Source organism: Halomonas sp. WWR20 (assembly GCF_054602495.1).
The window spans coordinates 130,553-143,487 of sequence record NZ_JBTRHR010000002.1 but is presented as its reverse complement, the minus strand read 5'-3'; the positions used below and the strand labels follow the sequence as shown (position 1 = coordinate 143,487).

11 protein-coding genes are annotated in these 12,935 nt (G+C 61.4%); 7 read left to right on the top strand and 4 right to left on the bottom strand.

Annotation, left to right across the window (positions count from 1 at the left end):
• The first annotated feature begins 122 nt into the window (after positions 1-122).
• From fdhF to ACW4DH_RS03970, 4 genes are all read left to right on the top strand, one after another.
• Positions 123-3,101 carry a formate dehydrogenase subunit alpha gene (fdhF, locus tag ACW4DH_RS03985; protein ID WP_459635068.1) on the top strand — a complete coding sequence of 993 codons (2,979 nt, stop codon included), beginning with the start codon at positions 123-125 and terminating at the stop codon, positions 3,099-3,101.
• A complete protein-coding gene (locus ACW4DH_RS03980; protein WP_459635067.1) occupies positions 3,101-3,583 on the top strand; it encodes a helical membrane plugin domain-containing protein in 483 nt (160 codons plus the stop codon). Before fdhF ends, ACW4DH_RS03980 begins: the two co-directional genes overlap by 1 nt.
• Before the next feature lie 228 nt (positions 3,584-3,811).
• Positions 3,812-4,246: a host attachment protein gene (locus ACW4DH_RS03975; protein ID WP_459635066.1), complete on the top strand. Its 435-nt coding sequence runs from the start codon at positions 3,812-3,814 to the stop codon at positions 4,244-4,246.
• 230 nt (positions 4,247-4,476) lie between these two features.
• On the top strand, positions 4,477-6,333 hold the full coding sequence (locus ACW4DH_RS03970; RefSeq protein ID WP_459635065.1) for a methyl-accepting chemotaxis protein: 1,857 nt from the start codon (positions 4,477-4,479) through the stop codon (positions 6,331-6,333).
• 107 nt (positions 6,334-6,440) lie between these two features.
• Here the strand turns inward: ACW4DH_RS03970 and ACW4DH_RS03965 are convergent, their stop codons facing one another.
• Positions 6,441-7,367, bottom strand: a complete 927-nt coding sequence (locus ACW4DH_RS03965) for a LysR family transcriptional regulator (protein WP_459635064.1) — start codon at positions 7,365-7,367, stop codon at positions 6,441-6,443.
• 156 nt (positions 7,368-7,523) lie between these two features.
• On the opposite strand from ACW4DH_RS03965, the gene ACW4DH_RS03960 reads away from it, so the two are divergent.
• The gene (locus ACW4DH_RS03960; protein ID WP_459635522.1) at positions 7,524-8,291 is read left to right on the top strand and encodes a ferredoxin--NADP reductase; all 768 of its coding nucleotides are present in this window, start codon (positions 7,524-7,526) and stop codon (positions 8,289-8,291) included.
• Between the two features lie 103 nt (positions 8,292-8,394).
• Here the strand turns inward: ACW4DH_RS03960 and glnK are convergent, their stop codons facing one another.
• The 3 genes from glnK to ACW4DH_RS03945 all read right to left on the bottom strand — a co-directional run bounded on the left by glnK (position 8,395) and on the right by ACW4DH_RS03945 (position 10,511).
• Complete coding sequence (glnK, locus tag ACW4DH_RS03955) at positions 8,395-8,733, bottom strand: P-II family nitrogen regulator (RefSeq protein ID WP_459635063.1); 339 nt, start codon at positions 8,731-8,733, stop codon at positions 8,395-8,397.
• A gap of 152 nt (positions 8,734-8,885) precedes the next feature.
• Positions 8,886-10,145 carry an ammonium transporter gene (locus tag ACW4DH_RS03950; RefSeq protein WP_459635062.1) on the bottom strand — a complete coding sequence of 420 codons (1,260 nt, stop codon included), beginning with the start codon at positions 10,143-10,145 and terminating at the stop codon, positions 8,886-8,888.
• 27 nt (positions 10,146-10,172) lie between these two features.
• Positions 10,173-10,511, bottom strand: a complete 339-nt coding sequence (locus tag ACW4DH_RS03945; protein WP_459635061.1) for a P-II family nitrogen regulator — start codon at positions 10,509-10,511, stop codon at positions 10,173-10,175.
• A 254-nt stretch (positions 10,512-10,765) separates the two neighbouring features.
• Between ACW4DH_RS03945 and ACW4DH_RS03940 the strand changes: the two genes are divergently transcribed.
• On the top strand, positions 10,766-11,209 hold the full coding sequence (locus ACW4DH_RS03940; RefSeq protein WP_459635060.1) for an accessory factor UbiK family protein: 444 nt from the start codon (positions 10,766-10,768) through the stop codon (positions 11,207-11,209).
• A 183-nt stretch (positions 11,210-11,392) separates the two neighbouring features.
• Positions 11,393-12,907, top strand: coding sequence for a YifB family Mg chelatase-like AAA ATPase (locus tag ACW4DH_RS03935; RefSeq protein ID WP_459635059.1), 1,515 nt, complete (start codon positions 11,393-11,395; stop codon positions 12,905-12,907).
• Positions 12,908-12,935: the final 28 nt, after the last annotated feature.

Genomic DNA, 12,935 nt, shown 5'->3' with positions numbered 1-12,935 from the left:
GGCTCAGGCCGGCGCCGGCGATAGCGGTCGGCTCCGGCAGAATAAGGATATTCAATACAAGCCCGACTGGTGTCGTGGCGGTTTCGCGTATGTCAGCCGGGCCTTGATAAAGGGTTTTTCAGATGACGAAGGCCACTGACTGCACGATCATCTACGATGGGGAGCGATTGACGGGCCAGGCGGACGCACCGTTGATCGATTTTCTAGCGGAGCATGATATCGACTTGCCGCATGTCTGTTATCACCGCGCCCTGGGCCCCATCGAAACCTGCGATGCCTGCTGGGTCGAGATCGACGGTGAACTCAAGCGCGGTTGTACGATCCGTACCGACGAAGGCCTGGAGGTCTCCAGCAAGAATCCGCATGCCGAGGCGGCGCGGGAGGAGGGCATGGATCGGCTGCTCTCCAAGCACGAACTCTACTGTACGGTATGCGAGCACAACACCGGCGACTGCACCCTGCACAACACGATGGCGGACATGAATATCCCCATCCAGCGCTACGAGTTCAAGCGCAAGCCCTACGAGAAGGACCACTCCAGCCCGTTCTATACCTACGACCCCGATCAGTGCATTTTATGCGGGCGTTGCGTGGAAGCCTGTCAGAACGTCGAAGTCAACGAGACGCTCTCCATCGATTACACCAGCGAGAATCCCCGCGTATTGTGGGATGGCGGGAGCCCGATCGATGAGTCGAGCTGCGTGCACTGCGGGCACTGCGTCACGGTCTGTCCGTGCAACGCGCTGCTGGAGAAGACCATGCAGCCGGATGCGGGGCCGTTCACCTCGATGTCGGAGTCGCTCAAGCGGCCGATGATCGATCTCGTCAAGGCGCTGGAGAACACCACCGGGGCGACACCGGTCAACGGTGTCTCGATGATGGACGTGGCCTGGCGCCAACCGGAGATCAAGCGCACCAAGACGGTCTGCACCTACTGCGGGGTGGGCTGCTCCTTCGAGATGTGGACCCGCGACCGGCATATTCTCAAGGTGCAGCCGGTAGTCGATGCCCCGGCCAACGGCATCTCGACCTGCATCAAGGGCAAGTTCGCCTGGGATTTCGTCAACAGCGAGAATCGCCTGACCACGCCGTTGATCCGCGAGAACGGCCGCTTCCGCGAGGCGAGCTGGGACGAGGCACTCGATCTGGTCGCCCGACGTCTGCTGGAAACCCGCGACACCTATGGGCCGGACAGCATCGGTTTCATCGGTTCCAGCAAGGGCAGCAACGAGGAAGCTTACCTGACGCAGAAGATCGCGCGGCTGATCATCGGCACCAACAATGTCGACAACTCGTCGCGCTACTGCCAGAACCCGGCCACCAAAGGGCTGTTCCGCACCGTCGGCTACGGGGGCGATGCCGGCAGTATCAGCGATCTCGAGAAGGCCGAGCTCATCGTCATTGTCGGCAGCAATACCGCCGAGAACCACCCGGTCATCGCCTCGAAGATCAAGGCCGCCCACAAGCTGCACGGCCAGAAGCTGATCGTCGCCGATCCACGCAAGCATGAGATGGCTGAGCGCGCCGATATCTTCATGCGTCCCAAGGCGAGCACCGACCTGATCTGGGCCTCGGCCCTGTCGCGCTACATGTTCGACAACGGCCTGGCCGACATGGAGTTCCTCGACAACAAGGTCAACCAGGTCGAGGAGTACCGCAAGTCGCTGGAGCCGTTTACGCTGGAGTACGCCGAAGAGAAGACCGGTATCCCCAAACAACAATTGATCGATGCCGCAGAGATGATCGGCCGGGCCAAGAGCGTTTCACTGCTGTGGGCGATGGGCATCACCCAGCACAGCCATGGCTCGGATACCAGCACCGCGCTGTCCAACCTGCTGCTGGTGACCGGCAACTATGGCAAGCCGGGTACCGGCGGCTATCCCATGCGCGGCCACAACAACGTCCAGGGTGCCAGTGATTTCGGCTGCCTGCGCAACATGTATCCAGGCTATGAGAAGGTCTCCCAGGACGAGGCGCGCGAGCGCTGGGCCAAGGGCTGGGGCGTGGACAAGGAGCAGCTCTCCGACAAGGTCGGGGAGGGCAACTTCCTGATGGTTCAGGCCGCCGAGCAGGACAAGCTCAAGGCAATGATGATCGTCGGCGAGGAGACCGCTTTCTCCGATGCCGATTCGAACAACGTTCACGATGCCTTCACCAATCTCGATTTCCTGGTGGTGCAGGACATCTTCATGAGCCGTACCGCCGAGTTCGCCGACGTGGTGCTGCCGGGCGCGCCCAGCGTCGAGAAGGAGGGCTCCTACGTCAACACCGAGCGGCGTATCCAGCGCTTCTACGAGGTCATGCCGCCGCTGGGCGATAGCCGTCCCGACTGGCGTATTCTCACCGACCTGGCCGCACGCATGGGCCATGACTGGGGTTACACGCACCCAGGCCAGATCATGGAGGAGTGCGCCAGCATCGCGCCGATGTTCGCCGGGGTCACCTACGAGCGCCTTGAAGGCTGGAAGTCCCTGCAGTGGCCGGTGAAAGCGGATGGCACCGACTCGCCGCTGCTTTATGCCGACGGCACCTTCCATACCGACGACGGCAAGGCCGTACTCTACCCGCTGGAGTGGCAGGAGCCGGCAGAGGCCCCCGACGAGGAGTACGATCTCGAACTCGATAACGGGCGCATGCTCGAGCACTTCCAGGCGATGAACCAGACCGGACAAGGGCCGCGCATCAAGGAAGAACTGCCCAGCTGGTTCGTCGAGGTCAGTCCCGAGCTGGCCGCCGAGCGTGGTGTCGAAGATGGCTCATGGGTATGCATCACCTCGCGGCGTGGCAGTACCGAGGTGCCGGTGGTGGTTACCGACCGCGTCCGCGGGCGCACGTTGTTCCTGCCCATCCACCAGGGCAAGCCGGGGGTCAACGGGCTCACTGGCGAGCATCACGATCCCGACGTCGACACACCGGCCTACAAGGAAACTGCGGTCAATATGAAGGTGCTGGAGCGCAAGAAAGGGCCTTCGCCGCTGCCGCGCAACAACTTCCGCCGTGGACATCGCACACCCAACAGGGGGCCCGAGGCGCCGGTCAAGTGGGCGCGTGATGACTATGTCCTGCCACCCCATCATCAGATACATCCGGAGAAAATGTAATGGCTGAACGTATTCACTACACCGTCAAGCCGCCCAAGATCGGACCGGATGCGCACGAGGAACTGGAGCGCCTGCTGCAGACGCTGCATGAGCATGGCGTGCTGCGCTTCGCCAATGACATCGTTGCCAGCAACAATGAGGTGGCCAAGGTACTCGTCAGCGGCCTCAGCAAGCCGGGGACCCTCAATGCCGTACAGAACCTGGCGGCGTTGGGCATGATGTTGTCCACCATTCCTCCCGATCAGTTCTACAAGGTGGCCTTTGCCGTGAAAGACGGCTTCAGGCATGTCGCCGAGTATCAGCCACAAGCGCATGACAACGAGGCGCCAGGCGTTACCGGGGCCTACAAGTTGTTGCATGACGAGCAGCTGTGGCAGGCCATCACGCCGGTGATCGAAGGGCTCAAGGTGTTTGCCGAGCGCCTCGACCGCGACATCGACAAGCCGATCTCCGATTTCACCGGCAAAAAGACCCAGGACTGATTCGAACCGAGAAAAGCTGCGTAACGGGGCCGGCCGTAACACATGACAACCGTGGGTTGAGTCGTTGCGGGGGCGGGCGAGAAGGAATTTGTGTCCTGCGCCATCATCGCCCATCCTCAAGAGGCGCCGGTCGCTCACCGGCGCCACGACGAATGCGGTGAAGCCAGGCTTCCCGTCGGGCATATTCGTTCACGCCGGAGTGCGTGCAAAGAGATGAAAGGAGGCACTATGAAAACGTATATCATCGCCGCGGATGCTGCCCGTGCGCGGATCTTCCTGCAGGAAAAGGTCGGCGAAGTGCGCGAGATCGACTCGCTGGTGCATCCGGAAAGCCGCGAACATACAGGAGATCTGCGGACCGGGGGCAGTGGCGGTGTCGATGACTCGGTAGGTCATGGGATTCGCCAATCCGATAATTCCGTGACCACCATGGAGAAGCACGCCGGCATGTTTGCCAAGGAAGTGGCGGAGTACATGCGCCGTGCACGCACGGAGCACAAGGCCGACAGCTTCGTGGTGGCGGCGGCCCCCAAGTTTCTGGGCGCGCTGCGTGACAAACTGGACACCACGACGCGCGGTATGATCGAGAAGACCTTCGACAAGGACTTCTCCAAGGACTCCGAAGCGGAAATCGCCGAGAAGTTGGGCAAGCGCCCCATGTGATGTCGAGCCGCCGCCTCGGGCGGCGGCTTTTCCGAGCGCTATATCCCCCTGCTGCGCCTTGCGCACACTAACCTCTCAGCCAAACGCTATATCAACGCTACTGGTTTAAGTTTGCTTAACCCAGGTCGATAGCTATCGTAATCCGCGCTTTCGCCTTGGATAGCCTCAGGACGTAGCGCAATGGTAATGCCTAAGCATGTCCCGATACATGGCCCGACTGAGAGCGAAATATGCTGTCCTCCCTGAAACACCGTATTCTGTTCGTCTGCGTGGCGATCATCGTGCTGGCGATGGTGCTGGTCGCCGGGGTGAGCTACTTCACCGTCAAGTCCCATTATGAGGACATCATCGAAAAGAACCTGACCAGCGTGGCCAGGAGCAGCGCAGAAGCCATCGAGGAGTGGGCCGGTGTACGGGCGACGATGCTCGAGGCGGCTCGCGATCGGATCAACGAGCAGGATCCGCTGCCGACGCTTTATCAGTTGGCGCAGTCGGGCGGGTTTCGCGTGGCATTCATCGGTTATGCCACCGGGGCGATGACGACGTCCGAAGGCTTTGATCCTCCCGCGGGTTACAACGTGCGCGAGCGCCCCTGGTATACCGCTGCCGCCGAGCGTGGCGGAGTGGCCATCTCCAACCCTTTTCTGGATGCCAACACCGGCCAGAAGGTCGTAAGCTTTTCGGTACCGGTGACACGAGACGGCCAATTGTTTGCCGTCATCGGGGGCAACATCGTGGTCGAGGAGCTCATCGCCGACGTGGCGGCGATCAAACCCACCCCTTCCAGCTTTGCCTTCTTGAGCGACAAGGGCGAGACGCTGCTGGCGCAACCTGACGTCGAGATGACTGGAGCGCCAGTGACCCGTCTCGCCGCAAGCCTGACCCCAGCAACCCTCAAGGAGTTGAGCGAGAGTGGGGCTTGGCGCGCAGTGGAAATCGGGGAGCGCGACATGCGCCTCGACGTCAGCCCCATCGCCGGCACCGACTGGGAGCTGGGCGTGGCGCTCGATGAGCGTGAGGCGACGGCGGGGCTACGGGCGATTATCCGGTCGTCGCTGATGACCCTGCTGGTGGTCAGTCTGATCGCTGCCATGCTCTTTGGCCTGTGGCTCAAGCGCGCCTTTACCGGCTTGCTCCGGGCCCGCGATGCCCTGGAGAACATTGCCAGCGGCAGTGGCGACCTCACCCAGCGGCTGCACGTCGCCGGCCACGACGAAGTGGCGCAGATCGCCGATGCCTTCAATCGTTTCGTCGGCAAGATGGAAGGCGTGCTGCTGACCATCCGCGACACCACCGACTCGGTCAAGGTGGCGGCCCACGAGATCTCGCTGGGCAGCCATGACCTGTCCGGGCGCACGGAGCAGGCGGCCTCCAACTTGCAGGAAACCTCCGCTTCCATGGAGCAGATCACCAGCACGGTGGAACACTCGGCGGATTCCGCGCGTCAGGCCAGTGAACTGGCGGTTACCGCGTCGCAGGTGGCCAAGCGCGGAGGCGAGGTGATGGGGAGTGTGGTCAGCACCATGGAGGATATCAATACCTCGTCGCGCCAGATTGCCGAGATCATCACGGTGATGGACAGCATCGCCTTCCAGACCAACCTGCTGGCGCTTAACGCATCGGTCGAGGCGGCACGCGCCGGGGAGCAGGGGCGCGGTTTCGCCGTGGTCGCCGGTGAGGTCCGCAACCTCGCCAGTCGCAGCACCCAGGCGGCTCAGGAGATAAAGAGCCTTATCGACGCGTCGGTGAGCAAGACGGTCACGGGGACCGAGCTGGTCAAGAATGCCGGCACTACCGTCAGCGAGATCGTCGACAGCATCACTCGGGTTAGCGATGTCATCGGCGAAATCAGCGCGGCCAGCCGCGAGCAGAGCGCGGGAATCGGTCAGGTCAACGTAGCGGTTTCCGAGCTCGACCGCATGACGCAGCAGAATGCGGCGCTGGTCGAGGAGTCGTCTTCCGCCGCCGAACAGCTCAACGAGCAGGCCCAGCGGTTGGCCGAAACGGTGGCTACCTTCAAGCTGAGCGACAGCGGCACGCGTATGTCCTACGCAAGCTCTCCTGCTCCGGCCTTGCAGCTTCAGTAGCGGCGCCTTCCTGCCCCAACGGAAAGATCCAATGGTATGCATCATCCTGCCATTGGGTCTTGCGGTCTCTCGACGAGGATCGTGCATGCCGAACGGCCCGGTAACGCTTAGGCGAAATAAGGCAATTCTATATCGTCGCTGCACCGGCTACCGGCGGTCATTTCCCGGCATAGCCGCAGAAACTCACGCATCGCGGTGGTCAGATACTTGTGGCGGTGCCAGATAAAGGTGAACTGACGATGCAGATCGAGTTCCGGTGTCTCGATGGCGACCAAGCTCCCACGGCGGAAGGCGTCACGTAGGGCCAGGCGTGAAATGCAGCCGACGCCCAGGCCCGATTCGACGGCACGCTTGATTCCTTCGGTATGTTCCAGCTCCAGCAGGATATTGAAACGGCTGCGTCGGTGGCGCATCGCCTGCTCCAATGTGCGGCGGGTGCCGGAACCCTCTTCACGCATGATCCACGCTTCGCGCATCAGGAGTTCCAAGTCGGCCTGTCCGGCCTGGGCCAGAGGGTGGCCCGGCGCGCAGAATACGGTGAGTTCGTCTTCCACCCAGGGCTGCATGACGATGTCGTTATGCTGGCAATCGCCTTCAATCAAACCCAGATCAAGGTCGTGGTGCACCACTTGGTCGACAATTGAAGCCGTGTTGCGCACATGCAAGCGTACCCGGCTATCGGGATGACGATGCATGAAGTCGCTGATCAGCAGCGTTGCCAGGTAATTGCCGATGGTCAGGGTGGCGCCGACATCCAGCGAGCCGAGGCCGCGCTGTCCGCGTAACATCTCCTCGATCTCTTCGGCGCGATCGAGCAGAGCTACCGCCTTGGGCAGCAGCTGAAAGCCTAATGCATTGAGCTTGAGCCGTTTGCCGACACGGTCCAGCAGTTGGCAATCGAACTGGCGCTCGAGTTCCGCCAGGGCCGTGCTGGCCGCCGACTGGGACAACGACAGTGCACGTGCGGCATGGGATACGCTCTCATGCTGGGCAATGGCGACAAAGACTTCTAGCTGACGCAGCGTATAGCGCATAGGAAGAGCTCGAGCTTATTTATCTGTATTATAGATAACTCTTATCCAGATAACCCATTTAACAGATAGATGGCTAGCGCTTAGAATTAGTTGAATATTTTACCGGCGAGATTATTCGCTTTGGGTATAACGCGAGGAGTTCGGCCCGTGAGTAAGATGGCGCTTGAAGAAGTACTCAGTGTTCACCACTGGAATGACACGCTGTTTACGTTCCGTACCACACGTGAACGCAGCCTGCGCTTCAAGAATGGCCAGTTCGTGATGATCGGGCTGGAAGTCAATGGCAAGCCGTTGATGCGGGCCTATTCCATTGCCAGCCCCAATTACGAGGATCACCTCGAATTCTTCAGCATCAAGGTACCGGATGGTCCGCTGACCTCACGTTTGCAGCATCTCAAGGTCGGCGATCAGATCATGGTCAGCCGCAAGCCCACCGGCACCCTGGTCGTGGATGACCTGTTGCCGGGACGTAACCTGTACATGCTCTCCACCGGGACCGGTCTCGCACCCTTCATGAGCTTGATTCAGGATCCGGAAGTCTACGAGCGCTTCGAGAAAGTCGTGTTGATACACGGCGTGCGTAACGTCAGCGAATTGGCCTATGCCGACTTCATCGGCCAGCAGCTGCCGGCCCACGAGTACCTGGGCGACGACGTGCGCGAGAAGCTGGTTTACTACCCCACGGTGACTCGCGAGGCGTTCCATACCATGGGCCGCCTGACCGATCATATCCGTAGCGGCAAGCTTTTCGAGGATACCGGGCTGCCGGCGATGGACCCCAAGCAGGACCGGGCGATGATTTGCGGTAGCCCGTCCATGCTGGAGGACACCAGCGCGCTGCTCGACGAGCTGGGCTTCACGATCTCGCCGCGCATGGGCGAGCCCGGCGATTACGTGATCGAACGGGCCTTCGTCGAGAAGTAAGCCGCCCTCGCGTTGTCGAAATCGCCAGGTATGAACAGCTACGCCCCGCCAATTGGCGGGGCGTAGCTGTGTGTGGCGGGGCGTAGTTGTGTGCGACGCTGTATCAGACGGCGTCCTTGCCCGTTTCACCGGTACGGATACGGATAACCTGCTCCAGCGGTGAAACGAAGATCTTGCCGTCCCCGATCTTGCCGGTGTTGGCGACCTGGGTGATGGCGTCGATGACCTTGTCGGTCATGTCATCATCCACCGCGACTTCCAGCTTGACCTTGGGCAGGAAGTCGACCACGTATTCGGCGCCGCGGTAGAGTTCGGTATGGCCTTTTTGCCGACCGAAGCCTTTGACTTCGGTGACGGTAATCCCCTGTACACCGATTTCCGAGAGTGATTCACGAACGTCATCCAGCTTGAACGGCTTGATGATGGCGGTCACCAGTTTCATCGTCATTCTCCTCGCATTGGGTATGCGGGTGGCGCGCACCACCCTCGATATGCCAAGTGGTAATGTTTCAAGCATACACCGCTTGGTGCGGGATTAAAAAAGACCCCCCGAAGGGGGCCAGGGGAGCACGCCAGCTCACTCGTTGCATCAGCTTATTTCTTGCTGACGATAAACTCGGGGTAGGCTTCCAGGCCGCACTCGACCAGGTCGACACCCTCGTATTCTTCCTCTTCGCTGACACGAATGCCCATGACAGCCTTGAGAATCAGCCAGACGATCAGGCTGGCGATGAAGACCCAGGCAAAGATACCGACAACCCCGATCAACTGAGCGACGAAGCTCGCATCGGCATTGCTCACCGGGACTACCATCACGCCCCAGATACCGGCAACGCCATGGGCTGAGATGGCACCGACCGGATCGTCGATCTTCAACTTGTCGAGCGTGACGATGGCGACGACAACCAGCAGGCCGCCGATGGCGCCGATAAGGGTGGCGCCCAGTGCGGAGGGTGAAAGCGGATCGGCGGTGATGGCGACCAGACCCGCGATGGCACCGTTGAGAGCCATGGTCAGATCCGCTTTGCGGAACCAGAACTTGGCCAGGATCAGCCCTGCGATCACCCCGCCGGCGGCAGCGGCATTGGTATTGACCAGTACCTGCGCCATGTTGTTGGCGGAGTCGACGTTGGACACCATCAACTCGGAGCCGCCGTTGAAGCCGAACCAGCCCATCCACAAGATAAAGGTGCCTAGTGTGGCCAGGGGCATGTTGGCGCCGGGAATGGCGAAGATGGCGCCGTTCTTACCGTATTTGCCCTTGCGTGGGCCGAGCACCAGCACGCCGGCCAGCGCGGCGGATGCACCGGCAAGATGCACGATACCCGATCCCGCGTAATCGGAGTAACCGATGGCCGACAGCCACCCACCCCCCCAGGTCCAGTAGCCGGAAATGGGGTAGATGACGCCCGTCATGACCACGGCGAAGGCCAGGAAGGCCCAGAGTTTCATGCGCTCGGCCACGGCTCCGGAGACGATGGACATGGCGGTGGCCACGAACACGACCTGGAAAAAGAAGTCGGCACGTGCGGAGTAGTAAACGTCACCGCCGCTGGCCATGACATCCCCCACGCTGTTCTCGCCGCCCAGCAGAAAGCCGAGGCTCGGCAGGATGCCGCCCTCGCCGCTCGAGTACATCAGGTAGTAGCCGAACAGCAGATACATGGTGCAAGCGATGGCAAACAGCACGATGTTCTTGGTCAAAATCTCGGCGGTGTTCTTCGAGCGCACCAGGCCGGCTTCCAGCATTGCGAAGCCGGCGGCCATCCACATGACCAGTATGCCGGAGATAAGGAAGTAGAAGGTATCCAGAGCGTACGACAGCTCCGTCAGTTGCCCAGTCAGTTCATTCATTATGTGTTTTCTCCTAAGTCCAGCGCCTTATACGGCGTCGGCCCCGCGTTCACCCGTACGGATGCGAATGACATCATCGAGTGGCGTGACGAAGAGTTTGCCGTCACCAATCTTGCCGCTGTTGGCGGCGCTGCAGATGGCGTCCACCACGCTCTCGACGCGCGCATCTTCCACCGCAATCTCGATCTTTACCTTGGGTAGGAAATCCACGACGTACTCAGCGCCGCGATAGAGTTCCGTGTGGCCTTTCTGGCGGCCAAATCCCTTCACCTCGGTGACCGTGATCCCCTGGACGCCATTGTCGGCCAGCGCCTCCCGGACATCGTCGAGCTTGAAGGGTTTGATAATGGCGGTGATGAGTTTCATCCCAGTTCTCCGTTGTCGGCTTGCGCCTGACTGAGTAAAGGCAGGAGATATGCCACCTGGAAAAAAAGTCATTTTTTTCAGCTAATTAACGATTTTCCTTATCTTGCTGCTTGGCAGTTTTCGAAGGTAAGCGTGTGTCTATGCACTATTGTTGTGCGTGATATCTATTTTGGTGCGTCATGGCGGCGCATGCGGAGTTGGCATGTCTTGCGTATGCTATGAAGGTTACCGTTCTTGATAAGAGGAACAGCTCCATGCTGAACAATGACAGGCTTGGGCGGCTTGCCCAGCAAATTGGCGAACGGCTGCAGGATGCCTCGCATGCGCCGGAGGACATTCAGCGCAACGTACAGAGCGTCATGCGTGGCGCCTTCGACCGCCTGGAACTCGTCTCCCGTGAGGACTTCGATATCCTCATGGACGTACTGCAACGCACCCGCCAGCGGGTCGAGGCGCTGGAAAAGCAGGTCGAGGCGCTGGAAGTGGCACTGGCGGCAGAGGCGCCAGCCACTTCTGCTGGCGCACCTGGGGGAGCTTCCGCATCGGCGCCGGCGACACCAGCCAAACCTGCCGCATCGAATGAGCCTGCCGTAAAGGACGCGGTGGATGGCGCGCCGAGCACGCCCGCGGAGGATGCCGGCGGTGCAGAGACGAGCGAGACGATTTCTCCCCGCGGCCGCCAAAAGCCCAAGGCCTGACAGCGCCTTGGCGTCTTCACGGAGGCCGGGCCAGGGCAGACAATCGAGGGCCCGCGGCCACTGGTCGAAGTCGGGGGACTTTTCCGGACTCATGTAACACGAAGTAAGCGTGCGGGTTGGCTTGGCCGGCATTTCAGCGTATATCAGAGATTACGCTAATAACGGCGCGACAAGGAGAAAGGCATGGCACTCGCCATCATCAACACGCGTGCTAGCCTGGGGCTTGAGGCGCCGGAAGTGCTGGTCGAGGTGCATCTCACCAATGGCTTGCCGGGGTTGGCCATCGTCGGGCTGCCGGAAGCCGCGGTAAAGGAGAGCCGGGAGCGGGTGCGTAGTGCGCTGATCAATGCCGGCTTCGAGTTTCCCGCCCGTCGCATCACACTCAACCTGGCCCCGGCGGATCTGCCCAAGGAAGGTGGACGTTTCGATCTGCCCATTGCCTTGGGCATTCTGGTCGCCTCGGGCCAGATTCCCGAAACCGCCGTGGCGGGGCTGGAATGCCTGGGAGAGCTGGCGCTGGATGGCCGGCTGCGCCCGGTGACCGGGGTGTTGCCGGCCGCGTTGGCGGCGAGGCGCGACGGACATGCCTTGCTGCTCCCCGAGGCGAACGCCGACGAGGCGGCATTGGCCGGTGACGTGGCGGTCTATCCGGCCAACCATCTGTTGCAGGTGGTAGCGCACCTGCTGAAACAGCAACGCATCGCCGTGCACCAGATTGGTGAAACGCCCGTGCCGCAACTGTCCGAGACCGATCTCAAGGATGTGCGCGGCCAGCACCAAGCGCGGCGGGCGCTGGAGGTGGCGGCGGCAGGTGGACATAACCTGCTGTTTTCCGGACCGCCAGGTACCGGCAAGACCATGCTGGCCAGTCGCCTTCCCAGCATTCTGCCACCGCTGGGGAATGACGAGGCGCTTGAGGTCGCGGCGGTGCGTTCGGTATGCGGCTTGCCGATTCTCGAGCGCTGGGGACAGCGCCCTTTCCGGGCACCGCATCACACGGCGAGTGCCGTGGCATTGGTGGGAGGAGGATCGCGTCCACGCCCCGGGGAGATCTCGCTGGCGCATCATGGCGTGCTGTTTTTAGATGAGATGCCCGAATTCGATCGCCACGTGCTGGAGGTGCTTCGTGAACCGCTGGAATCGGGTCAGATCCGTATCGCCAGGGCCAGTTATCAACGCTGCTTTCCGGCACGCTTTCAATTGGTGGCGGCAATGAATCCGTGTCCTTGTGGCCATCTTGGCGATCCCCGGCGCTCGTGTATCTGTACGCCGGCCCAGATCCAGCGCTACCAGTCGCGCCTGTCGGGCCCGCTTCTCGATCGTATCGACCTGCAGGTCGAAGTCCCGGCGATACCCGCCGCCCAACTGACCGAGCAGCGCCAGGCGGAGAGTTCCCGAGCAGTGCGAGAGCGTGTGCTGGCGGCCCGTGAATGCCAACAGGCACGAGGCGCGCTCAATGCCCATCTGCCGGGGCGGACCCTGGAGGAGTGTTGCGCCCTGGGGCACCAGGAGCGTACCTGGCTGGCCGATGTGCTCAATCGGCTCAACCTCTCGGCCCGCGCCTACCATCGCGTGCTGCGCGTCGCCCTGACGCTGGCCGACCTCGCCGGTGAGACACGGCCGGGCCAGGCTCAATTGATGGAGGCGATCGGCTACCGCCAGCTTGACCGGTTGACTGGCGCGGGTGGCGGCCGATAGTCCGGAGCGAGTAACCCCTCGCCACAAC